Genomic DNA, 22,279 nt, shown 5'->3' on the forward strand with positions numbered 1-22,279 from the left:
ATGAATGCAGATGGTCCCGCTTTTTTCATTCGGGTTTTGGCTTTTCGTTCTTCATGTCAGACAACTCTTCCGGTGCCGCTCTTGCTCCCTCCCGCCCGCAGGCCGCGCGCGCGACCCTGGAGCTGCTGGCATCGATGCGCTTCGCGATCTCGCTGCTGACGGTCATCTGCATTGCCTCGGTGATCGGCACCGTGCTCAAGCAGCATGAGCCGGTGGGCAACTACGTCAACCAGTTCGGGCCTTTCTGGGCCCAGCTGTTCCTCGCGCTCAAGCTCAATGCGGTCTACAGCGCCTGGTGGTTCCTGCTGATCCTGGCCTTTCTGGTGATCAGCACCTCGCTGTGCGTGGCACGCCATGCACCCAAGTACCTGGCCGATCTGCGCAGCTACAAGGAAAACGTTCGCGAACAAAGCCTCAAGGCATTCGGCCACCGTGCGCAGAACGTGGTGCCCGGCAGCACCGAAGAGGCCGCCAGGCGCCTGGGCCAGCAACTGGTGTCGGGCGGCTGGAAGGTGCGGCTGCAGCAGCGCGATACGGCGGCCGGTCCCGGCACGGGGTGGATGCTGGCGGCCAAGGCGGGCGCGGCCCACAAGCTGGGCTATATCGCGGCCCACAGCGCCATCGTGCTGATCTGCCTGGGCGGGCTGTTCGATGGCGACCTCATCGTGCGCGCGCAGATGTGGCTGGGAGGCAAAACACCTTATACCGGCGGTGGCCTGATCTCCGAGGTGTCCGAGCAGCACCGGCTGAGCGAGCGCAACCCCACCTTCCGAGGCAACCTGCTGGTGACCGAGGGCGGCACGGCAGGCACGGCCATCCTGTCGCAGTCCGACGGCGTGCTGCTGCAGGAGCTGCCCTTTGCGGTGGAGCTCAAGAAATTCATCGTGGAGTACTACTCCACGGGCATGCCCAAGCTGTTCGCCAGCGAGGTCGTCATCCACGACAAGGCCACGGGCGAAAAGCTGGAAAAGCGCATCGAGGTCAACCACCCGGCCAGCTACCGTGGCATCGAGATCTACCAGTCCAGCTTTGACGACGGCGGCTCGTCGGTGAAGCTGCGCGCCGTGCCGCTGGAGGCGGGAGCCAAGCCCTTTGATGTCGAGGGCGTGATCGGCGGATCGGACCAGTTCGTGCGCAAGCTTCCGGACGGCAAGGACGAGACAGTGACGCTGGAGTTTGCCGAACTGCGCACCATCAACGTGGAGAACTTCGGCGGTGGCGGCGGGGCCAATGGCAGCGGCACCGATGTGCGCAAGGTGGACCTGAAGCAGGCCATCGACGAGCGCCTGGGCGCGGCCCACAAGACCGTGACCAAGAAGGAGCTGCGCAACATCGGTCCCAGCATCCGCTACAAGCTGCGCGATGCCTCGGGCCAGGCGCGCGAGTTCCAGAACTACATGCTGCCCGTGGACACGGGCGACGGCCAGCGCGTGTTCCTGCTGGGCGTGCGCGACAACCAGGCCGATGCCATGCGCTACCTGCGCATTCCCGCCGATCCCGAAAGCGAGATGGACACCTTCCTGCGCCTGCGCAGCGCGCTGCAGGACCCCAGGCTGCGCGAGCAGGCGGCCAAGGCCTATGTGGCCAAGGCCATCGACGCCTCGCGTTCCGAACTCAGTGGCGCGCTGGCGCAGTCGGCCACCAAGGCGCTGGAATTGTTCGCGGGCCAGACCGACAAGAAGGGGCCGGACGGCAAGCCGCTGGGCGGGCTGCAGGCCATCTCGGACTTCATGGAAAGCAATGTGCCTGCGGCCGAGCGCGAACGCGCGGGCGAGGTGCTGGTGCGCATTCTCAACGGCGTGCTGTTCGAGCTGGCCCAGATCGTGCGCACGCAGGCGGGCCAGGCGCCCCTGGAGCCCAGCGAGCAGACGCAGTCCTTCATGACCCAGGCCGTGTTCTCGCTCAGCGATGCGCAGTTCTACCCCATGCCCATGGTCTTCATGCTGCAGGACTTCAAGCAGGTGCAGGCCAGCGTCTTCCAGGTGGCGCGCGCCCCGGGCAAGAACGTGGTGTATCTGGGCTGCCTGTTCCTCATCATCGGCGTGTTCTGCATGCTGTACGTGCGCGACCGCCGCCTCTGGATCTGGCTCACGCCCCGCGATGGGGAAAGCCATGCCGAAATGGCCTTGTCCACCAATCGCAAGACACTCGATGGTGATAGAGAATTCGCCATGCTGGCCGGCAAGCTGATAGGCGCCGAGCCCATCCACAAGAAATCCCCCGGAGGTTCCGCATGAACACCGCCACTACCACGACGACTTTGACGCTCAACGAGGGCTTCTTCGCCCGCCGCAACTGGTTCGACTGGGTGTTCGCGGCCCTGGTGGCGGCGGGACTGCTGTATGCGCTGCAGCGCTATGGCGAGTACATGGATGTCTACGAAAAGTGCATCCTGGTCGGCACTATTCCCTCGGCCATCTGGCTGGGCTGGTTCTGGCGCCCGCTGCGCGGGCTGATGCTGGTGGTGGCCGGGCTGTCGCTGCTGGCCATCGGGCTCTACCAGGGGCCTGAAGGGGCGCAACTGGCGCGCTCGGACACGGTGTTCGGCCTCAAGTACTTCCTGTCCAGCCAGTCGGCCATCCTCTGGATGAGCATGGTGTTCTTCATGAGCACCGTCTTCTACTGGATCGGCATGTTTGCGCGGGGCGAGGGCACGGCGCTGTCGCTGCTGGGCTCGCGCCTGGCCTGGCTGGCCGTGACGCTGGCGCTGGTGGGCACCATGGTGCGCTGGTACGAGAGCTACCTGATCGGCCCCGATGTGGGCCACATCCCGGTCAGCAATCTCTATGAAGTGTTCGTCATGTTCTGCTGGATGACGGCGCTTTTCTATCTCTATTACGAACAGCACTACGACACGCGCGCCCTGGGCGGCTTCGTGATGCTGGTGGTCAGCGCGGCCGTGGGCTTTTTGCTGTGGTACACGCTGGTGCGCGAGGCGCACGAGATCCAGCCGCTGGTGCCGGCACTCAAGAGCTGGTGGATGAAGCTGCACGTGCCGGCCAACTTCATCGGCTACGGCACCTTTGCGCTGGCAGCCATGGTCTCCTTTGCCTACCTGATCAAGCAGCAGGCCACGGAGACCCGCTGGTACAAGCTCGCGCCGCTGTGGATGCTGGGTGTGGTGCTGTGCTTCGAGCCCATCGTCTTCCGCCAGGGCGCGACCCAGAACGGCGGCAGCTACTGGATGGTCTACTTCGGCATCTCGGCGCTGATCGTGGCCGGCATCCTGCTGGCGCGCAAGCGCATCGCCGAGCGCCTGCCCAGCTTCGAGCTGCTGGACGATGTGATGTACAAATCCATCGCCGTGGGCTTTGCCTTCTTCACCATCGCCACCGTGCTGGGCGCGCTGTGGGCGGCCGAGGCCTGGGGCGGCTACTGGAGCTGGGACCCCAAGGAAACCTGGGCGCTGATCGTCTGGCTCAACTACGCGGCCTGGCTGCACATGCGCCTGGTCAAGGGCCTGCGCGGCACGGTGTCCGCCTGGTGGGCGCTGGGTGGACTGGCCATCACCACCTTCGCCTTCCTGGGGGTGAACATGTTCCTGTCGGGGCTGCACAGCTACGGCGAGCTTTGAGCCATGGCAGTGGCAGAGTGACAGTGGCAAGATAAGGGCAGCGGCATGCGTTCAGGCGCATGCCGCTTTTTCGTGCACCATCGCATCGGTGCCGCAGGGAACTTGCGCGCGCCTGCGAGGCTCCCAATCGCCATATCGCCAGCAATAGCGCCCCGTGCCCGCCGGCACACCAGGAGATTCCCATGCTGATCCGCTCCCACGACAACGGCTTCCAACACCCGCAAGGCAGCGAGATCACGCCCCGGGTCGGCTACCTGCAGCGCCGTGCCTGGCTGCAGTACCTGGCCGCAGGCTCGGCGGGCGCGGCCTTGCCCGGCTGGGCGGCGGGCGTGCAGCGCCCCGGCAAGCTGGCGGCACTGGCCTCCGTGCCTTCCCAGGTAGTGGGCGCAAACACCATGGACCGTGTCACGGCCTATGCCGATGTGTCCCAGTACAACAACTTCTACGAATTCGGGCTGGACAAGGACGATCCCGCCAAGAACGCCCACACGCTCAAGACCCGCCCCTGGACGGTGAAGATCGAGGGCCTGGTCCAGCAGCCGCAGACGCTGGACCTGGATGCGCTGCTCAAGCTCGCGCCACAGGAAGAGCGCATCTACCGGCTGCGCTGCGTGGAGGGCTGGTCCATGGTGATTCCCTGGGTGGGCTATTCCCTGGCCGAGCTGCTGCGCAAGGTGCAGCCGCTGGGCAGTGCCAAGTATGTGGAATTCGTGACCCTGGCCGACAAGGCGCAGATGCCGGGCCTGCGCAGCGGCGTGCTGGACTGGCCTTACACCGAGGGGCTGCGCCTTGATGAAGCCATGCACCCGCTGACGCTGCTGGCCTTTGGCATGTATGGCGAGGTGCTGCCCAACCAGAATGGCGCGCCCGTGCGGCTGGTCGTGCCGTGGAAGTACGGCTTCAAGAGCGCCAAGAGCATCGTCGCCATCCGCCTGACCGACAAGGAGCCGGGCACGGCCTGGAACAAGGCGGCGCGCAACGAGTACGGCTTTTATTCCAATGTGAACCCCGACGTGCCGCACCCGCGCTGGAGCCAGGCCACGGAGCGGCGCATTGGCGAAGACGGCCTGTTCGCCAAGAAGCGCAAGACGCAGCTGTTCAACGGCTACGAAGCCCAGGTGGGCCAGCTCTACGCGGGCATGGACCTCAAGAAGTTCTATTGATGTGGCCCATGCAATGACGGCGGTGCAGCGTTTTTTGCTGCACCGGACGGCCAAGCCGCTGGTGTTTCTTGTGTGCCTGCTGCCGTTTGCGTGGCTGCTGGCTGGAGCCATCCTGAACACGCTTGGCGCCAATCCGGCCGAGGCCTTGCTGCGCTCCACCGGCGACTGGACCTTGCGCTTTCTGTGCGTGGTGCTGGCCGTGACACCGCTGCGCCAGGCGCTGGGACTGACGGCACTGGCGCGCTTCAGGCGCATGCTGGGCCTGTACGTGTTCTTCTACGCGCTGCTGCACCTGCTGTGCTATGCATGGTTCGACATGGGGCTGGACTGGGGCGAGATCGTGCTCGACATCCCGAAGCGCCCATTCATCCTGGTGGGCTTTGCGGCGCTGCTCTTGCTGACCGCTCTGGCAGTGACTTCACCGCACCGTGTCATGCGCGCCATGGGCGGCAGGCGCTGGCAGTGGCTGCACCGCTGTATCTATGCGGTCGCGCCGCTGGCCCTGTTGCATTTCTTCTGGATGCGCGCAGGCAAGAACAACTTTGCCGAGGTCGGCGTGTACGCCGCCATTCTTGCGCTGCTGCTGGCCTGGCGCGTGGTCCATGCACTGCGCCGCCGGCGCGCCAGGAGCTAGCCCGCGACGGCGCGCAGGGCAGGGCGCAGCTGGCGGGTCACGGGGTCGATGTCCGCCATGGGCAGCTGGTAGTTGCGCTGGTCGAACAGGTCGATGCCGCACTGCAGTCCTTCGAGCCAGTTGAACAGGTCGGCAATCGCCTTGGCGCCCATGATGGGCGCGCCGTGCTGGGGCACGATCATGTCGATGGGCAGCTGGCGCGCCATCTGCACCCACAGCCGCAGAATCTTGTTGGAGACCATGTATCGGCGGTGAAAACCTTCCATGCGGGCGATGTGCGGCACGAGGTCGGTCACGGGCACCTGCGCCTCGATGCCGTTCATCAGGGACACGCCCAGATCGCCCGTGAAGAGGATGCGGCTGACCGGGTCGTAGAAGTGGAAGTTGCCTTCGGCATGCAGGAAGTGGGCGGGCAGCAGGTGCAGCTCATGGCGGCCCAACGGCAGCCGGCCACCGGCGTCCGGCACGCCGATCACGCGGTTTTCAGTCTTGCCGACCTTGGTGAAGTGGGGCGCGAAGCGCTCCCAGATGCGCGAGATCACCAGCTGTGCCTTGGTGCTGGTCATCCAACGGTCCAGCGAGGCAATGATGTCGGGATCGGCGTGGGAAGCGATCAGATAGGACAGCTTGTGCGGCGCGAAATGCCGCGACATGCCCATGAACAGCTCGTTGAATGCGAGATTGCCGCCCGGGTCGATGATCGCGCCCGTGTCGTCATCGACGATGAGGAACTGATTGGCCTGTATGGCCTGTCCATCTTCCTCGATGAGGTCAGTGAACATCAGGCAGGCGTGGTTTTTGTCTCGGTAGAGCTCTACGGGCATGGCGGGTTGTCGAGGGACAAGAGAAAGTCACTCTAAGCGCCATGCCTGGCCGCGGTGTTGATGTGCATCAAGCCGCGGCGCGGCTGCCGACTCAGTCGGCCTGCTGCTTGCGGGAGTCCGTGGTGCCGGTGGGTGTCGAGCTTTCCTCGACGGCGGCACTTGACGGGCCTGCGGGCAAGGTGGTGGGTGCAGGCGCGGGCGTTGCACGCTCGGCCGGGCTGGAAATGCCCAGGGTCTGCGGCAGTGTGGCGCGGTGGCTGGCCGCAGGCGAGCTGGGCAGAAACAGCGGGCCTTTCTGGCCGCAGGCGGCCAGGGACGCCGCACAGGCGCCAAGGGCAATGCACCTGACTAGAATTTGCGAGGCTTTCAACATAAGCGAATTGTAATGACCGACCAAGAATTTCTGGACCTTGCCGAACGACTGCTGCTGGCGGTGGAGCAGGACTGCGATCGCATCAACGATGAAACCGATGCCGACCTCGATGCCCAGCGCGTGGGTGGCATGGTGACCCTGGTCTTTGCCAACCGCAGCCAGATCGTGATCAACCAGCAAAAACCGCTGCACGAGATCTGGCTGGCGGCCAAGGCCGGTGGCTTTCACTACCGCTACGACGCGGCGCAGGGCGCCTGGCTCGATACCAAGGGCGCGGGCGAGTTCTTCGCCAACCTGAGCCGCTACGCCACCGAGCAGTCGGGCCTGGCGCTGCAGTTCTCGGCACGCTGATCCGCCGTTATCGGCAGGCTCCATGAAGAAAGCCCGGCATGGCCGGGCTTTCTTGCGTGGTCAACCGCTTGTGTGGCGGTCAGTTGCGGAAGAGGTCGAGGATGCGGTTGCGCTCCTCGGTGGCGGGCGGGGGCGTGGCGCCTGCAGCGCCGCCCGTGGAGGCGCTGTCCATGCCCAGGCTGCTGACGCCGCCGTTGCGCGCGTTTTCCTCGTAATACCACTCGCCGCCCATGTTCACGACGCCAGGGGGCACAGGCATCTCTGCCACCGGCACGCCCTTGAGGGCATGCTGCATGAAGCCGATCCAGATGGGCAGGCTCAGGCCGCCGCCCGTCTCGCGGCTGCCCAGGTTGCGCGGCGTGTCGTAGCCGATCCAGGACACGGCGGCCAGCGTGGGCTGAAAGCCTGCGAACCAGGCATCCACCGAGTCGTTGGTCGTGCCCGTCTTGCCGTACAGGTCGGGACGCTTGAGCGTGGACTGCGCGCGTGCTGCCGTGCCCACGCGCGCCACGTCCTGCAGCAGGCTGTCCATGATGAAGGCGTTGCGCGCGTCGATGGCCTGGGGCAGTTCCTGCACCGGGGGCGGCGTGAATTCGGACAGGATGCGGCCCTTGTGATCGGTGACACGGGCAATCAGCCAGGGGTTGACGCGGTGGCCGCCATTGGCGAACACGGAGTAGCCGGCAGCCAACTGCAGCGGCGTGACCGCTCCGGCACCCAGCGCCATGGTCAGGTAGGCCGGATGCTTGGCGGCGTCAAAGCCGAAGCGCGTGACCCACTCCTGTCCCTGCTTGGGTCCCACGGCCTGCAGCAGGCGGATGGAGATCATGTTCTTGGACTTGTTCAAGCCCGTGCGCATGGTCATCGGCCCGTCGTAGCGGCTGTCATAGTTCTTGGGCTCCCATGGCTGGCCACCCGTCACGCCGGCGCTGAAGAACAGCGGCGCGTCATTGATCATGGTGGAAGGCGAGAAGCCTTTTTCCAGTGCCGCAGAGTAGATGAAGGGCTTGAAGGCCGAGCCGGGCTGGCGCCAGGCCTGGGTCACGTGGTTGAACTTGTTCTTCTGGAAGTCGAAGCCGCCGATCAGGGCGCGCAAGGCGCCTGTCTGGGGGACCAGGGCCACGAAGGCGCCTTCCACTTCGGGCAGCTGCGTGATTTCCCAGGTGTTCTTGGGCGTCTTGACCACGCGGATCACGGCGCCGGGACGGATCTTGATGTTGGGCGGTGCCTTGGGGTTCAGGCCCGATTCGGCGGGCTTGAGGCCTTCACCCGTGATCTCGATCTGTTCGCCGTCGGCGCGTGCCGCCAGGATCTTGCGCGGATTGGCATCCAGCACCACGGCGGCGAGCACATCACCGTTGTCGGGGTGGTTGGCCAGGGTGTCGTCGATGGCGTCTTCACGGTCTTCGGCGTCGGCCGGCAGGGCCACGAACTTCTCGGGGCCGCGGTACTTCTGACGGCGCTCGTAGTCCATGATGCCGCGGCGCAGCGAGGCGTAGGCGGCTTCCTGTTCGCCGGCATTGATGGTGGTGTAGACGTTCAGGCCGCGCGTATAGGCTTCGTTGCCGTACTGGGCAAAGATCAGCTGGCGTGCCATCTCGGCCACGTATTCGGCATGCACGCGGGTGTTGAAGGAGCCCGTGCGGATCTTCAGCGGCTCGGCCTTGGCTTCAGTGGCCTGGGCGGAGGTGATGAAGCCGTTTTCCTCCATGCGCTCGATGATGTAGAGCTGGCGCGAGCGGGCGCGCTTGGGGTTGCTGATCGGGTTGTAGGCCGATGGTGCCTTGGGCAGGCCTGCCAGCATGGCCGCCTCGGCCACCGTGATGTCCTTCAGTGGCTTGCCGAAATAGGCTTCACAGGCAGCAGCAAAGCCATAGGCCCGATTTCCCAGATAAATCTGGTTCATGTAGATCTCGAGAATCTGGTTTTTGCTCAACAGATGCTCTAGCTTAAAAGTCAGTAAGACTTCGTAAATTTTGCGTGTAAAGGTTTTCTCGGAAGACAGATAGACGTTGCGCGCCACCTGCATGGTGATAGTCGATGCGCCCTGGCTTTTCACGCGGCCCAGATTGGCCAGCGCGGCGCGGGCCATTCCCTTGTAGTCCACGCCGCCATGCTCGAAAAAGCGCGTGTCTTCAATGGCCAGCACGGCGTCGGTCATCACCTTGGGGATGTCCTGGATGGGGGTCAGCGTGCGCCGCTCCTCGCCGAATTCACCCAGCAGGGCGCCTTCGCTGGAATACACGCGCAGCGGCAGCTTGGGCCGGTAGTCGGCCAGCTCGGACACGTCGGGCAGGTTGGGGTAGGCCATGGCCAGGGCCACGGCCACGGTCAGCATCAAAGCCAGCGCGCCGGCAACGGAGATGCCCGCCAGCCATAGCAAGGCCTTGGGAAACCAGTGCATGGGCTTGGATGGGGCGGAGCGAGGCTTTGCAGCCTGGGGTTCTCGGGAGTCTGAAGACGGCATGTCGCAGGGAGTGCTGAGGAGTGCCGCATTATAAAAATGCGTGCCCCAGAAGGACGGTAGGAGACGGCTGCACACAGTTGCCAGCATGGCCGCAAGCCACGCATCCTAAGCCAGGCGTGCAGGCCGACATGCAAGCAGGGGTGCATTCATGTCGCATTTGATGGCCCGCAATAATGTCTGTTTTTGGCCACTAGCGCCTAGCGTGCTCCGGCTGGCATGGTGAGCTGCGCGCAGTCTTGCTGATAGCATTCAACCTATATGTGAAGGTTTGTTGCGTTCTTTACATACACAAGAAGAGGGAGGGCAAGTTGATTGCTATGGGATCCTTATTCAGTCGCCAGCCCGCACCTTTGCTAGGCATCGACATCAGTTCTTCGAGCGCCAAGCTCGTTGAGCTGTCTCGTGCCAAGTCGGGCGAACTGTTGCTGGAGCGCTGTGCCATCGAACCGCTGGAGCGGGGATGGATCACGGACGGCAACATCGAAAAGTTCGATGAAGTGGCAGAGGCTGTACGGCGACTGGTCAAAAAAAGCGGCACGCGGACCAAAAACGTGGCCATGGCCTTGCCGGCCTCGGCCGTGATCACCAAGAAGATTTCGCTGCCGGACGGCATGAGCGAGCAGGAATTGGAGGTCCAGGTCGAATCCGAGGCCAATCAGTACATTCCTTTCTCGCTCGATGAAGTGAGTCTGGACTTCTGCGTGATAGGCCCGTCATCGAATTCACCCGGCGACGTGGACGTGCTCATTGCCGCATCGCGCCGCGAGAAGGTCCAGGACCGCCAGGGACTGGCCGAGGCGGCTGGCCTCAAGCCGACGGTCATCGACATCGAGCCCCACGCCTCCCGCATGGCGGCTGCACGGCTGATCGAGCGCCTGCCCAATCAGGGCAACAACGCCCTTGTGGCCTTGTTCGAGTTGGGCGCCATGACGACCAGCATGCAGATACTGCGCGACGACGAGGTGCTGTATGACCGGGACCAGGCTTTTGGCGGCGCACAGCTGACGCAACTGATCGCGCGCCAATATGGTTTCTCGCTCGAAGAGGCCGAGTCCAAGAAGCGCAGCGGTGAACTTCCGGAGGACTACGCGTCCGCCGTGCTCAAGCCCTTTGTGCAAAGCATGACGCAGGAAGTGTCTCGCGCACTGCAGTTCTTTTTCACCAGCACGCCCCACAACCGCATAGACCACATCCTGCTGGCAGGCGGCTCGGCCCCACTTTCCGGCCTGTCCGAGGCCATCACGCAGCAAACGGGGTTTGCCTGCAGCCTTGCCAATCCCTTTGATGGAATGGAAGTCGGCAGCGGCGTACGCCTCAAGCGCATGTCGCGCGAGGCCCCCGCCTACCTGACCGCCTGCGGACTGGCCATGCGGAGGTTTGTCTCGTGATTCTGATCAATCTGCTTCCTCACAGAGAAGCAACGCGAAAGCGCCGCAAGGAGGCATTCCAGGCCACCATGGTCCTGTCGGCCCTGGTGGGGCTTTTGATCATTGGCGCGGTGTACTGGTGGTATCAGATGATGATCGAGGCCCAGCAGGCAAAGAACAGCATGCTGCGCGCAGAGATTACCGTACTGGAGTCCCAGATCAAGGAAATTGCCGGGCTGGAGGATGAGATCACGGCCCTGCGTGCACGTCAGAAGGCCGTGGAAGATCTGCAGTCCGACCGCAATCTTCCGGTGCACATGCTCAACGAGCTGGTGGCGCAGTTGCCCGATGGCGTCTACATCACCAGCATCAGGCAGGAAGGCCTGTCTGTGACCATGCAGGGTACGGCGCAGTCCAATGAGCGGGTTTCCGAAATGCTGCGCAATCTGTCCGAAGGAACGCCCTGGATCTCCAAGCCGGATCTGGTGGAGATCGTGGCCAGGACGGTCAATGTCACGCCCAAGGACCAGCGCCGCGCTGCTGCGTTCAATCTGCGCTTTCAACTGACGCGCGCCAGTGTGGCGGAAAAGAGCCTTTCGACGCCGGCCAACCCAGGAAAGCCCCAGTGATGGCCAAGAAGAAAAAGAAAGACATCGACTTCTCCGCACTGCAGGAGAACATCCAGCGCCAGTTCCGTAGTCTTGATCCCAATGACCCGTCGCGGTGGCCTGTGTTGCCGCGGGCGCTTTTGTGTGTGGCCATCGCGCTGGCTGTGGCCGCCGTGCTCTGGTATGTGCTGATCAAGGACTACGAAGACACCTTGGAGCAGGAGCGCAATACCGAAGTCACGCTGCGCCAGGACTTCAGCCAGAAGCTGTCCAAGGCCGTCAGCCTGGATGGCCTGAAGAAGCAGCGTGAACAGGTCCAGCAGTATGTGACGCAACTGGAAAAGCAATTGCCCAGCAAGGCGGAAATGGCGGCGCTGCTCTCGGATATCAATCAAGCAGGGCTGGGCCGCAGCCTGCAGTTTGAAACCTTCCGGCCTGGTGCGATGGTGGTCAAGGAGTACTACGCCGAGTTGCCCATTGCGTTGAAGGTCACGGGCCGCTTCCATGACATTGGATCCTTTGCGTCCGATGTGGCCTACCTGTCACGCATCGTGACCTTGAACAATCTCTCGATCGTCCCCGTGGGCAAGGAAGGCAGCGAAGTCTTGAGCATGGAGGCGACGGCACGGACCTTCCGCTACCTGGATGCCGACGAGGTGCAGGCGCAACGCGCGGCTGCAGGGAAGGGCAAGAAATAATGAGACACATGCGTTTCAGCGGCTGGCTCACGCTGGCAGCCTGCTTGGCCGTCTCAGGCTGCTCTTCTTCTGATCAGGAAGAGCTGCAGACCTGGATGGCCCAGGAAAGAGCCAATGCCAGGCCCCGTGTCAAGCCTTTGGAAGAGCCCAAGATCTTCACGCCCCAGGCCTATCTTGGTTCTGATGGCATGGATCCTTTCAATCCCATGAAGCTGATGCAGGTGCTGCGCAGGGAGTCTGCACAGACTAGCGCCAATACCACCCTGATTGCTTCCGAACTCAATCGCCGCAAGGAACCGCTGGAGGCCGAGCCTTTGGATGCAATGACCATGGTCGGCAGTCTGGACAAAAAAGGCGTGCCTACGGCGCTTGTCAGGGTGGGGGCTTTGCTGTACCAGGTTCGGGCAGGAAATTACCTGGGGCAGAACTACGGCAAGGTTACCCGGATCACCGAGACGTCCATCCAGTTGCGGGAAATCGTCCAGGACGGCAGCGGCGACTGGATAGAGAGAAATAGCACACTGGAGTTGCAGGAGGGAAGAAAATGATGGGCACACATCGAAGCATGTTGCACAAGGCTCGCTGGGGAATCGCCGTAGGCGGTTGGCTGCTTGGCTCCTTGGCATGGGCGCAGTCCGCGATAGAGTCGGTCTCCGGCTCGATTCAAGGAGGCACTGAGGTGGTGCGCATCGAGCTTTCCGAAGCGCTGGCTGCGGACCCGACCGGATTTGCAATCCAGTCGCCTGCACGAATCGCACTGGATTTCCCTGGCGCAACCAATGCCACGGGTAAATCGATGGTCGAGCTCAACCAGGGCAACCTGCGCTCCATCAATATCGTGGAGGCATCCGGCCGCTCCCGCCTGGTACTGAATCTGAAGTCTGCGACGTCCTACCGCACTGAACGCCAAGGCAAGGCGCTGCTGATCCTGTTGGATCCGGTGGCAACGTCTGCCACAGTAAAGCCTTCTACGCAGCAGGGCGTGTTTGAAGCCAAGACAGCTGTTGGCAGTGATGTCCAACCCATTCGGGATGTTGATTTCCGTCGTGGCAGTGATGGTTCTGGCCGCATCGTCGTGGGGCTGAGCAATAGCCAGGTCGGCGTGGATCTGCGCCGCGAAGGCAAGGAGCTGGTGGTCGATTTTCTGCGTTCCTCCCTGCCTGAAGGATTGCGTCGCAAACTGGATGTTGCGGATTTCGGAACGCCGGTGCAGACAATCTCTTCGGTGCAGCAGGGTGAGTCGGTGCGCATGCGCATCGCTCCCGTCGGCGACTGGGAGCACAGCGCCTACCAAAGCGACAGCCAGTTTGTGATCGAGGTCCGCCAGAAAAAGGTGGATGTGAGCAAGCTCACGCAGGGACCCGGCTACAGCGGTGAAAAGCTCTCCCTCAATTTCCAGAACATCGAAGTGCGGTCGCTGCTGCAGGTGATCGCCGACTTCACGAACTTCAATATCGTGACCTCGGACACGGTTTCCGGGGCGTTGACCCTGCGTCTCAAGGATGTTCCCTGGGATCAGGCGCTGCAGATCATCATGGATGCCAAGGGCCTTGGCATGCGCAAGTCGGGTTCGGTGCTCTGGATAGCACCCAAGGATGAGATCGATGCGCGCACCAAGCGTGACTATGAAGCCGCGATTGAAATCCAGAAACTGGAGCCGCTGCGCACCCAGGGCTTTCAGCTGAACTATGCGAAGGCGGCCGATATTCTATTGCAAATCACGACGAACACCAGCTCTGCCGGCGTTGGCGGAAATGCGACGAGATTTCTGTCCGAGCGTGGATCTGCAATCTCTGAGCCCCGGACCAACCAACTCTTTGTGACGGACACTCCCGCCAAGCTTGAGGCGATGAAGGCATTGCTGGCCACGCTGGATGTGCCAGTGCGTCAAGTGCTCATTGAAGCGCGTATTGTGGAAGCGCGTGACACGTTCGGACGTGCGCTGGGTGTGCGCCTCGGCGGCGGGGACTTGCGTGCCCAGCGCGGTGGTGATGGCGGCTACGGTATCGGCGGTGACAATCGTGTTGTCTTCGGTACGGGATTCGATAACGCAAATGCCTCTGCAGGTGCAGGAGGTACCGTCAATACTTCGGGCAGCTTTGTGAATCTTCCTGCATCCGTGTCAGGAGTTTCAGGATCTGGCACGTTTGCCATGTCCATCTTCAATGCAGCAGCCAATCGCTTCCTTACGTTGGAGCTCTCGGCGATGGAAGCCGATGGGCAAGGCAAGATCATTTCAAGCCCTCGTCTCATGACCGCTGACCAGACCAAGGCGCTGATCGAGCAGGGCACTGAATACCCATATTCAGTCACTGCACCTAACGGAGCGACCACCATAGCCTTCAAGAAGGCGGTGTTGAAGCTGGAAGTGACGCCGCAAATAACTCCTGAAGGCGATATCATCCTGGATCTGGATATCAACAAGGATTCTCGCGGTGAAACAACGACCCAAGGTGTAGCTATTGATACCAAGCATATCAAGACGCAGATCCTGGTGCAAAACGGCGGCACCGTGGTGATTGGTGGCATCTTTGAACTGGAAGAAACCAATCAGGAGAACAAGATTCCGTTGTTGGGTGATGTGCCTGTACTGGGTAATCTTTTCAAGAGCCGCTCCAGGGCCTCTTCCAAGAGAGAAATGCTGGTATTCATTACGCCAAAAATGATTTCTGATAGCGCTGCAAAACGCTGAGTGAAAATTTAGGGAGATATTTGATGAAGAAAATGTGGTTGGCTACTTTGACGGCCTTTGCTCTGGTTGGGTGCGGGGGGGGAGGCGGGAATCCGGGGACACCTGGAGGAGGTACGGGGGGTGGTACGACACCGGATGTGGCCAGTGTCGAGTTCCTTCTTGACAAGACTGTTGTCGCCAATTCGGGAAGCGACTCCGCCACCTTGACGGTCACAGCACTGTCCGCAAGCAGGAATCCTGTCGCCAATGCACCTGTCTCCGTTGTGCTGGATTCAGGTGTTTTTACACCCAACGCCAACGTGACGGATGCCTCTGGCCGTGTTAACGGAAAGATAGAGATCGGTGGTGATCGTTCCAACCGGGATATCCGCTTCAATCTGAAGGCTGGTAATCAGTCGGGTACAGGTGTTGTGGCTGTCACCGGCAGCCAGATCGCATTGACTGTGGTTCCCTCTGCTCCTTCTCCGGGGCAACCAGTGGAGGTCACGGCAAAAATCTCGGATGCGAATGGCGCAGGAATTTCTGGCATTCCTGTTGTGCTTTCCGGATCGGTTCTCAGTGCTGCGGTGACGGCCCAGACGGACACGTCTGGCGTAGCCAAGTTTGCGGCATTCAATGCACCAGGCGCTGCCCAGGTCTACTCCTTGCAGGCCAAGGCTTCAGGAGTGGTCTCAAACGAGCAGATCACTGTGGCAGGCGGCGCTGCCCAAGTCCCAGACGCGGTGGGTGTGGTCAGTGCGGCGAGCTTGTCCATTGTGCCGAATACCGTCAAGCCTAATCTGGATGGCGGTCGTACCAATATGGCGCAATTGCGAGCCCTGTTCCTGGACAAGGACAACCGCGCCATTTCCAATATGCGGGTCCGCTTTGAGATCGTTCCGCCTGGACTGGGTTCTGGAGAGGCTATCTCGACAGGCAGCCAATCCGTGATATCCAATGCGAGCGGCGTTGCCTTGGCGCAATATATTCCTGGCACGCGTATCAGCCCGACAGATGGGGTCAGCATCCGCATGTGCTATGGAAATTCTGACGCAGCTGTGTCCAATGGGAAGTGCCCCAATTCGCGTGTCAGTACGCTGACTGTTGCCAGCGAACCTGTCTCCATCACTATTGGCGACAACAATGAGCTGGAAAAAGGCGCCAATAACCTTACCTATATCAAGAAGTTTGATGTGGCCGTTGCCAATGCTGCTGGTGAGGCAGTTGCGGATGCGGATGTTTCAGTAAGTGTGGATATTCTGCGATACGGATTTGGAAGCTATGACAACGTCAAGAATGCACACGTCGCTGGATCCGGTTTTTGCTTGAATGAGGACATCAATCGCAATGGAAATCTGGACAGCGGTGAAGACGCCAATGGAGATGGCCGCTTGACACCCCCCAAGGCCGATATTGTGGTGTCCTATTTCAACGGACGAAAAACAGGAGCCAATGGCCGTCTGATCGTTCAGACTGAATATCCGCAGAACGTTGCCACCTGGCTGCTGTACAAGCTGACCGTCAGTTCCAATGCTGCCGGCTCCGAAGGTCGTGCCGAGCGCATCTTCCTTACCTCGTTCGTCGAAGGTGACCAGAAGAACGGCTCCTTCCTGACCTCGCCTTACGGAGTGACATCCGTCTGCCTGCCCGAGTGAACACGCCGGTGAATTCCGATCAAGGTCCTGCCTCGCTCCGTGCGCCGGTGGTGGCCCTGATCGGCCTGCCCGGCTCCGGCAAATCGACCATAGGGCGCCAGCTGGCGCGCCTGTGGTCGATGCGTTTTGTGGATTCGGACCATGTGATCGAGCAGCGCCTGGGCTGCAGCATCCGGGAGTTTTTCGAGCGCGAGGGGGAGCAGGCTTTTCGAGACATGGAGTCGCAGGTCATTGATGAGCTGTCCGCCTCCACATCCAGCCTGCTGCTGTCCACGGGCGGTGGCGTGGTGCTGCGGGAGCAAAACCGCCGCCATCTGCATGCGCGCACCCAGGTCTTCTATCTGGATTGCACGCCAGAGGCCATCGCCGCGCGGCTGCGCAACGATGTGACGCGGCCCTTGCTGCAGGTGGAAGACCCGGCACTGCGCCTGCGGGAGCTGCTGCTGCAACGCGAGCCGCTTTATCTGGAGACGGCTCACTTCGTGATCCAGACATCGGGTCTGTCTGTGGCGCAGGCCGCCCAGCGCATACGCATGCAGGCGGAACTGGCCTGAGCGGCAGCCCGCTGGAACACCAAAGGCCTCGGCACTTGCCGGGGCCTTTTTCTTTAAGATCGGCGGTTGCCGGGCGCGCTGCCGTGTCGCGCAATTCCTTTCACTCTTTCTGCCTTGGAGCGACACCATCTTGCCCACCGCTTCCTCCTTGCCTGCCGCCCAGGTCGTGACCATCGACCTGGGCGACCGTTCCTACCCGATCACCATCGGCACCGGTCTGCTGGACCAGGCCGCGACCTATGCCGCCCTGCCTTCTGCGGCCCAGGCCGTGATCGTCAGCAATGATGTGGTCGCACCGCTCTATGAGCCCGCACTGCGCCGCGTGCTGGAACAACGCTACCGCAGCGTGCGTACCGTGGTGCTGCCCGATGGCGAGGCCCACAAGGACTGGCAGACGCTGAACCTGATCTTTGACGACCTGCTGTCCGGCGGCTGCGACCGCAAGACCGTGCTGTTCGCGCTGGGCGGTGGCGTCATCGGCGACATGACCGGCTTTGCCGCCGCCAGCTACATGCGCGGCGTGCCATTCGTGCAGGTGCCCACCACGCTGCTGTCGCAGGTGGATTCGTCGGTGGGCGGCAAGACCGCCATCAACCATCCGCTGGGCAAGAACATGATCGGCGCCTTCTACCAGCCGCAGCTGGTGGTTTGCGACCTGGCCTCGCTGGAAACGCTGCCCGTGCGCGAGCTGAGCGCCGGCCTGGCCGAGGTCATCAAGTACGGGCCGATCGCCGACATGGACTTCCTGGCCTGGCTGGAGGAGAACATGGATGCCTTGCTCGCCCGCGACCGTAGTGCGCTGGCGCACGCGATCAAGCGCAGCGTGGAGATCAAGGCCTGGGTGGTGGGGCAGGACGAGAAAGAGGCTGGGCTGCGCGCCATTCTCAATTTCGGCCACACCTTCGGGCATGCGATCGAGGCCGGCATGGGCTATGGCAACTGGCTGCACGGCGAAGGCGTGGGCGCCGGCATGGTCATGGCGGCCGAGCTGTCGCAGCGCCTTGGCCTGGTGGATGCCGCCTTTGTGCAAAGGCTGCGCGTGCTGATCGAACGTGCGGGCCTGCCGGTGCGCGGCGCCGTGCTGGATGCGCGTGACAACGCTGGCCGCTATCTGGAGCTGATGCGCGTGGACAAGAAGTCCGAGGCGGGCGAGATCCGCTTCGTTCTCATTGACGGGCCGGGAAAGGCCGTCATGCGCTCGGCGCCCGATGCCTTGGTGCGCGAAGTCATAGACGCCTGCTGCGCCTGACGCGCGGCGCCGGGGGCAAGCCGGAACTGCTAGAGTGCCCTTGTCAGCATGATGAGGCGATCGAATGCAGAAACAGGCCCTGGCCCCCTATGCCTGCAACCCGGCGTTCAGCCGGGGGCGGCGTTTCCCGGAGGCGCCTGCGCCCACGCGCAGCGATTACCAGCGCGACCGGGACCGCATTGTCCATTCCTCGGCCTTCCGGCGGCTGGTCTACAAGACCCAGGTCTTCGTCAACCATGAAGGCGATCTGTTCCGCACCCGCCTGACGCACTCGCTGGAAGTCGCCCAGCTGGGCCGCTCGGTCGCCCGGTCGCTGCAACTGGACGAGGATCTGGTCGAAGCCATCTGCCTGGCCCACGACCTGGGCCACACCCCCTTCGGCCATGCGGGCCAGGATGCGCTCAATGCCTGCATGCAGCCGCACGGCGGCTTCGAGCACAACCTGCAAAGCCTGCGCGTGGTGGATCGGCTGGAGGAGCGCTATCCGGCCTTTGACGGCCTGAACCTGAGCTTCGAGACGCGCGAGGGCATTCTCAAGCACTGCTCGCGCACCAATGCCGAGCACCTGGAAGCGCGGGAGCCCGGTGGCGTGGCCCAGCGCTTTTTGCTGGGCCGGCAGCCTTCGCTGGAGGCCCAGCTGTGCAATCTGGCCGATGCCATTGCCTACAACGCCCATGACGTGGACGATGGCGTGCGCTCCGGCCTGATCACCATGGCCCAGCTGCGCGAGGCCGTTCCTTTGTTCGCGCGCTATCACGATGCAACGCTGGCCGAGCATCCCCAGCTGGGCATGCCTTTGGCCGAGCGGCGCCTGCTGTACGAAAGCATCCGCCGCATGCTCAGCGACCAGGTCTATGACGTGATCGCCGCCACGCAGCAACGCATTGCTCAGGCACGGCCCTGTTCGGTCGATGAGGTGCGCGCACAGGCTGGCCCCCTGGTGGGCTTCAGCGATACCATGAGGCAGCAGTCGTTGCAGCTCAAGCAGTTCCTGTTCCGCAATCTCTATCGCCATGAACAGGTGATGAAGACCATGGACGGCGCGCAGCAGGTGGTGGCCGAGCTGTTTGCGGCCTACATGGTGGAGCCCGATCGCATGAAGCCGCGCTTTGTTCAGCGGGCCATGCTGGCCGAGGACGTATCGGCGCGTGCGCGGGTGGTGGCCGACTTCATCGCCGGGATGACGGACCGCTACGCGGCCCGGGAGCATGAGCTGCTGACAGGCCTGCGCGTGCTGGGCTGAGAAATCCGAGCACCGGCATCGCCCGGGCGGCGCGGCTAGAATGCGGACCCTGCGTGACAGGGCAGGGAAGGGTTCCTGGACGGTTTCGCAATGTCTGGGGGCGCAGTGCCCCCGTTCGCATTTTTGAAGGGCACAGCCATGACCGATACCAACCACGAGATTCGCGCGGCCGAGTTTCCGCCTGTCACCGTGATCGAGGATACGGTGCACTGGCTCGAAAAGGCCGTGATCGGCCTGAACCTGTGCCCCTTCGCCAAGGGCGTGCACATCAAGGGCCAGATCCACTACACGGTCAGCCAGGCCACCGACGCCGAGGGCGTGGCGGCGGATCTGCACCGCGAGCTGGAGGCGCTGGCCGAGGCCTCGCCCGAGAAGCGCGACACCACGCTGCTGATCCTGCCCCATGCGCTGCAGGAGTTCCTGGACTTCAACGACTTCCTCGAAGTGGCCGACGCCATGGTCGAAGAGCTGGACCTGGGAGGCATCCTGCAGGTGGCCTCGTTCCATCCGCAGTTCCAGTTCGAGGGCACCGAAGCCGACGACGTCACCAACTGCACCAACCGCTCGCCCTATCCCACGCTGCACCTGCTGCGCGAGGACAGCATAGACAAGGCGGTCGAAGCATTCCCCGAGGCGGAGTCCATCTACGAGCGCAACATGGAGACGCTGGAGAAGATCGGCATCGAAGGCTGGCTGGACATGGGCGTGGGCGCGCGCTGCCCCGTGGCGCATGCAGCCAAGCCGGGCGCAGCCGAATGAAGGCGCGCCAAGGCAAGCCTGCCGCGAAACCCGAGCAGGATGTGACCGAGCAGCTGGGCCTCAAGCCCGGCCAGTCCATCGAACTGCTCAAGGCGCTGCACATCCTCACACGCGAAGGCAAGATCAACCAGGATTCGCGGCGCAAGCTCAAGCAGGTCTACCACCTGTACCAGTTCATCGCCCCCATCCTCGAAGAACTGTCGGCCGACGACCATGCGGTCACCCTGGCCGACCACGGTGCCGGCAAGTCCTACCTGGGCTTCATCCTCTACGACCTGTATTTCAAGCCGCTGGGACGCGGCCACATCTACGGCATAGAGACGCGCGCGCCGCTGGTGGAAGCCTCGCAGAAGCTGGCCGCCGAGCTGGGCTTCGACCGCATGGGCTTCCTCAACATGTCGGTGGCCGAATCCACGCATGCCGACTTCATGCCTGCGCAATTCGACGTGGTCACGGCCCTGCACGCCTGCGACACCGCCACCGACGATGCCATCGCCTTCGGCCTGGAGAAAAAGGCCAAGGCCATGGTGCTGGTGCCCTGCTGCCAGGCCGAGGTCGCTGCCTGCCTGCGCCAGACCAAGGCGCTGAGCCTGACGCGCACGCCGCTGGCCGAACTGTGGCGCCATCCCATACACACGCGCGAAATGGGCAGCCAGCTCACCAACGTGCTGCGCTGCCTGTACCTGGAAGCCTGTGGCTACCAGGTCACCGTGACCGAGCTGGTCGGCTGGGAGCACAGCATGAAGAACGAGCTGATCATTGCGCGTTATACGGGCCATAAAAAGCGCAGTGCGGTCGAGCGCATGCGCGCCATCCTGGCGGAGTTCGGCCTGCAGGACGCGATGGCACAACGCTATCCGCTGCTGCAGGCGGCCTGAGCCGTCTGCCTGCAGCAGTCTCAGACCCCCGCCACGGCGTGGTACCAGGCGATGCCATCGGCATCAATGCTGCGCTCCACCTGCCCTGCATGCATCAGGTGGTTGAGGCAGGCCAGGCTTTCGCCCGTGGCCATGCCCAGCAGGGCGGGGCTGGATTCGCTGATGGGGCGTGAGAACAGGGCGCCGAAGACATCGACGGCGCGACGCGGTTCGGCCAGTGCGGCCAGCAAGCGGGCGTTGGCGCGTTCCTGGCCTGCGGCCAGTGAATCGATCCGTGCATGCAGTCCGCGAAAGCAATCGCCATGCGCGGGCAGTACGAGCACATCGTCGGGCACTTCGCGCCTGACCTTTTCCAGAGAATCCATCCAGTCGGCCATGGGGTTGGCGTCGGGCTCCATGGCATGGACCGAGACGTTGGACGAGATGCGCGGCAGCACCTGGTCGCCCGAGATCAACAGCTTGAGATCGGGGCAGTAGAGGCTGGCGTGCTCGGGCGAGTGGCCGCTGCCGACCACCACGCGCCACAGGTGCTTTCCTATGCGCAGTTCCTCGCCGTCGTGCAGGCGGCGGTAGCTGTCGGGCAGGGCGTGGATGTGCTTGCCGAAGTTGCCGAAGCGGGCGCGGTAGGACTCCAGCGCGCTGTCGCTCCAGCCTGCGCGGCGGTAGAAGGCGATGGCGTCGGGCGGCGCCTCGCGGCTGCAGTCCGAGACCACGACGCGGCAGTTCAGATATTCCAGGCGCGTCATGTACAGCGGCACATGGAACTTGCGCGTCAGCCAGCCGGCCAGGCCCACATGGTCGGGGTGCATGTGGGTGACCAGCACGCGTGTCAGCGAGCGGCCGTCCGTGGATTGGGAGAACAGCGCGCGCCAGGTGGCCACGCCTTCGTCGGTGCGCGCACCGGTATCGACGATGGCCCAGCCCTCGCCGTCATCGATGGCCCAGAGATTGATGTGATCCAGCGCATAGGGCAGGGGCATGCGTATCCAGAGCACGCCGGGTGCGACCTCCAGCGTCTGCCCGCGCTGCGGTGGCGCCTCGAACGGGTAGTCGAGCACCGGCTTGGGCGGCGCATCCGTGGCGTGCGAGGCGTTCGGGGCTTGGGCTTTCTGGTCCATGGGGTTCCTTGTTCAGTCGCTGGGGTGGCCGGGTGCTCCCCGGCTGGCAGCGCATCCCCGCAACGATACGCCTGCCGCTGCTGCCTTGCTGTC

20 protein-coding genes are annotated in these 22,279 nt (G+C 63.0%); 16 read left to right on the forward strand and 4 right to left on the reverse strand.

From position 1 onward, the window contains the following. Positions 1 to 53: 53 nt before the first annotated feature. The 4 genes from IB269_RS23410 to IB269_RS23425 all read left to right on the forward strand — a co-directional run bounded on the left by IB269_RS23410 (position 54) and on the right by IB269_RS23425 (position 5,371). Complete coding sequence (locus tag IB269_RS23410; RefSeq protein WP_013800755.1) at positions 54 to 2,237, forward strand: cytochrome c biogenesis protein ResB; 2,184 nt, start codon at positions 54 to 56, stop codon at positions 2,235 to 2,237. After that, positions 2,234 to 3,574, forward strand: coding sequence for a c-type cytochrome biogenesis protein CcsB (gene ccsB / locus IB269_RS23415; RefSeq protein WP_012207385.1), 1,341 nt, complete (start codon positions 2,234 to 2,236; stop codon positions 3,572 to 3,574). The genes IB269_RS23410 and ccsB overlap by 4 nt, the downstream gene beginning before the upstream one ends. Positions 3,575 to 3,756: 182 nt before the next feature. Continuing rightward, a complete protein-coding gene (gene msrP / locus IB269_RS23420) occupies positions 3,757 to 4,737 on the forward strand; it encodes a protein-methionine-sulfoxide reductase catalytic subunit MsrP (protein ID WP_192368457.1) in 981 nt (326 codons plus the stop codon). 13 nt (positions 4,738 to 4,750) lie between these two features. After that, the gene (locus tag IB269_RS23425) at positions 4,751 to 5,371 is read left to right on the forward strand and encodes a sulfite oxidase heme-binding subunit YedZ (RefSeq protein ID WP_192368492.1); all 621 of its coding nucleotides are present in this window, start codon (positions 4,751 to 4,753) and stop codon (positions 5,369 to 5,371) included. On the opposite strand, the gene IB269_RS23430 is transcribed toward IB269_RS23425, so the two are convergent. Continuing rightward, positions 5,368 to 6,195, reverse strand: coding sequence for an MBL fold metallo-hydrolase (locus IB269_RS23430; RefSeq protein WP_012207382.1), 828 nt, complete (start codon positions 6,193 to 6,195; stop codon positions 5,368 to 5,370). The two genes, IB269_RS23425 and IB269_RS23430, sit on opposite strands and share 4 nt — an antisense overlap. Positions 6,196 to 6,286: 91 nt before the next feature. Continuing rightward, on the reverse strand, positions 6,287 to 6,568 hold the full coding sequence (gene lptM / locus IB269_RS23435; RefSeq protein ID WP_080518227.1) for an LPS translocon maturation chaperone LptM: 282 nt from the start codon (positions 6,566 to 6,568) through the stop codon (positions 6,287 to 6,289). A 12-nt stretch (positions 6,569 to 6,580) separates the two neighbouring features. Here lptM and cyaY point away from each other — a divergent pair, with 12 nt between their 5' ends. Next, positions 6,581 to 6,919, forward strand: coding sequence for an iron donor protein CyaY (gene cyaY / locus IB269_RS23440; RefSeq protein WP_012207381.1), 339 nt, complete (start codon positions 6,581 to 6,583; stop codon positions 6,917 to 6,919). Between the two features lie 79 nt (positions 6,920 to 6,998). On the opposite strand, the gene IB269_RS23445 is transcribed toward cyaY, so the two are convergent. After that, complete coding sequence (locus tag IB269_RS23445; RefSeq protein ID WP_192368458.1) at positions 6,999 to 9,323, reverse strand: penicillin-binding protein 1A; 2,325 nt, start codon at positions 9,321 to 9,323, stop codon at positions 6,999 to 7,001. Positions 9,324 to 9,694: 371 nt separating this feature from the next. On the opposite strand from IB269_RS23445, the gene IB269_RS23450 reads away from it, so the two are divergent. From IB269_RS23450 to IB269_RS23500, 11 genes are all read left to right on the forward strand, one after another. Further along, complete coding sequence (locus tag IB269_RS23450) at positions 9,695 to 10,774, forward strand: pilus assembly protein PilM (RefSeq protein WP_043795715.1); 1,080 nt, start codon at positions 9,695 to 9,697, stop codon at positions 10,772 to 10,774. Beyond that, complete coding sequence (locus IB269_RS23455; protein WP_192368459.1) at positions 10,771 to 11,382, forward strand: PilN domain-containing protein; 612 nt, start codon at positions 10,771 to 10,773, stop codon at positions 11,380 to 11,382. The genes IB269_RS23450 and IB269_RS23455 overlap by 4 nt, the downstream gene beginning before the upstream one ends. Further along, positions 11,382 to 12,059, forward strand: a complete 678-nt coding sequence (locus tag IB269_RS23460) for a type 4a pilus biogenesis protein PilO (protein ID WP_192368460.1) — start codon at positions 11,382 to 11,384, stop codon at positions 12,057 to 12,059. Before IB269_RS23455 ends, IB269_RS23460 begins: the two co-directional genes overlap by 1 nt. Beyond that, positions 12,059 to 12,607 carry a pilus assembly protein PilP gene (locus IB269_RS23465; protein ID WP_043822226.1) on the forward strand — a complete coding sequence of 183 codons (549 nt, stop codon included), beginning with the start codon at positions 12,059 to 12,061 and terminating at the stop codon, positions 12,605 to 12,607. The genes IB269_RS23460 and IB269_RS23465 overlap by 1 nt, the downstream gene beginning before the upstream one ends. Beyond that, positions 12,604 to 14,751 (forward strand): type IV pilus secretin PilQ, encoded by a 2,148-nt coding sequence (gene pilQ, locus IB269_RS23470; protein WP_192368461.1) that lies wholly within the window; start codon positions 12,604 to 12,606, stop codon positions 14,749 to 14,751. The genes IB269_RS23465 and pilQ overlap by 4 nt, the downstream gene beginning before the upstream one ends. 137 nt (positions 14,752 to 14,888) lie before the next feature. Further along, positions 14,889 to 16,385, forward strand: a complete 1,497-nt coding sequence (locus IB269_RS23475) for a hypothetical protein (RefSeq protein ID WP_192368462.1) — start codon at positions 14,889 to 14,891, stop codon at positions 16,383 to 16,385. 8 nt (positions 16,386 to 16,393) lie between these two features. Then, positions 16,394 to 16,939: a shikimate kinase gene (locus IB269_RS23480; RefSeq protein WP_012207373.1), complete on the forward strand. Its 546-nt coding sequence runs from the start codon at positions 16,394 to 16,396 to the stop codon at positions 16,937 to 16,939. A gap of 130 nt (positions 16,940 to 17,069) precedes the next feature. Then, positions 17,070 to 18,188 (forward strand): 3-dehydroquinate synthase, encoded by a 1,119-nt coding sequence (gene aroB, locus IB269_RS23485; RefSeq protein WP_192368463.1) that lies wholly within the window; start codon positions 17,070 to 17,072, stop codon positions 18,186 to 18,188. A 64-nt stretch (positions 18,189 to 18,252) separates the two neighbouring features. Beyond that, a complete protein-coding gene (locus IB269_RS23490) occupies positions 18,253 to 19,431 on the forward strand; it encodes a deoxyguanosinetriphosphate triphosphohydrolase (protein WP_123690408.1) in 1,179 nt (392 codons plus the stop codon). A 138-nt stretch (positions 19,432 to 19,569) separates the two neighbouring features. Then, on the forward strand, positions 19,570 to 20,190 hold the full coding sequence (locus IB269_RS23495; protein WP_012207370.1) for a DUF1415 domain-containing protein: 621 nt from the start codon (positions 19,570 to 19,572) through the stop codon (positions 20,188 to 20,190). Beyond that, positions 20,187 to 21,068, forward strand: a complete 882-nt coding sequence (locus IB269_RS23500) for a class I SAM-dependent methyltransferase (protein WP_192368464.1) — start codon at positions 20,187 to 20,189, stop codon at positions 21,066 to 21,068. Before IB269_RS23495 ends, IB269_RS23500 begins: the two co-directional genes overlap by 4 nt. Positions 21,069 to 21,088: 20 nt before the next feature. On the opposite strand, the gene IB269_RS23505 is transcribed toward IB269_RS23500, so the two are convergent. Continuing rightward, positions 21,089 to 22,186, reverse strand: coding sequence for an MBL fold metallo-hydrolase (locus tag IB269_RS23505; RefSeq protein ID WP_192368465.1), 1,098 nt, complete (start codon positions 22,184 to 22,186; stop codon positions 21,089 to 21,091). Between the last annotated feature and the right edge of the window lie 93 nt (positions 22,187 to 22,279).

The sequence above is a fragment of the Delftia sp. DLF01 genome (assembly GCF_014852125.1).
GTDB classification, from domain to species: domain Bacteria; phylum Pseudomonadota; class Gammaproteobacteria; order Burkholderiales; family Burkholderiaceae_C; genus Comamonas; species Comamonas acidovorans.

Coding starts and splice junctions, on each gene's coding strand:
- IB269_RS23410 (WP_013800755.1), top strand. CDS start 54: ATGTCAGACAACTCTTCCGGTGCCGCTCTTGCTCCCTCCCGCCCGCAG.
- IB269_RS23425 (WP_192368492.1), top strand. CDS start 4,751: ATGACGGCGGTGCAGCGTTTTTTGCTGCACCGGACGGCCAAGCCGCTG.
- IB269_RS23445 (WP_192368458.1), bottom strand. CDS start 9,323: ATGCACTGGTTTCCCAAGGCCTTGCTATGGCTGGCGGGCATCTCCGTT.
- IB269_RS23490 (WP_123690408.1), top strand. CDS start 18,253: ATGCAGAAACAGGCCCTGGCCCCCTATGCCTGCAACCCGGCGTTCAGC.
- IB269_RS23505 (WP_192368465.1), bottom strand. CDS start 22,186: ATGGACCAGAAAGCCCAAGCCCCGAACGCCTCGCACGCCACGGATGCG.
- IB269_RS23430 (WP_012207382.1), bottom strand. CDS start 6,195: ATGCCCGTAGAGCTCTACCGAGACAAAAACCACGCCTGCCTGATGTTC.
- IB269_RS23500 (WP_192368464.1), top strand. CDS start 20,187: ATGAAGGCGCGCCAAGGCAAGCCTGCCGCGAAACCCGAGCAGGATGTG.
- IB269_RS23460 (WP_192368460.1), top strand. CDS start 11,382: ATGGCCAAGAAGAAAAAGAAAGACATCGACTTCTCCGCACTGCAGGAG.
- IB269_RS23465 (WP_043822226.1), top strand. CDS start 12,059: ATGAGACACATGCGTTTCAGCGGCTGGCTCACGCTGGCAGCCTGCTTG.
- msrP (WP_192368457.1), top strand. CDS start 3,757: ATGCTGATCCGCTCCCACGACAACGGCTTCCAACACCCGCAAGGCAGC.
- pilQ (WP_192368461.1), top strand. CDS start 12,604: ATGATGGGCACACATCGAAGCATGTTGCACAAGGCTCGCTGGGGAATC.
- ccsB (WP_012207385.1), top strand. CDS start 2,234: ATGAACACCGCCACTACCACGACGACTTTGACGCTCAACGAGGGCTTC.
- lptM (WP_080518227.1), bottom strand. CDS start 6,568: ATGTTGAAAGCCTCGCAAATTCTAGTCAGGTGCATTGCCCTTGGCGCC.
- IB269_RS23495 (WP_012207370.1), top strand. CDS start 19,570: ATGACCGATACCAACCACGAGATTCGCGCGGCCGAGTTTCCGCCTGTC.
- cyaY (WP_012207381.1), top strand. CDS start 6,581: ATGACCGACCAAGAATTTCTGGACCTTGCCGAACGACTGCTGCTGGCG.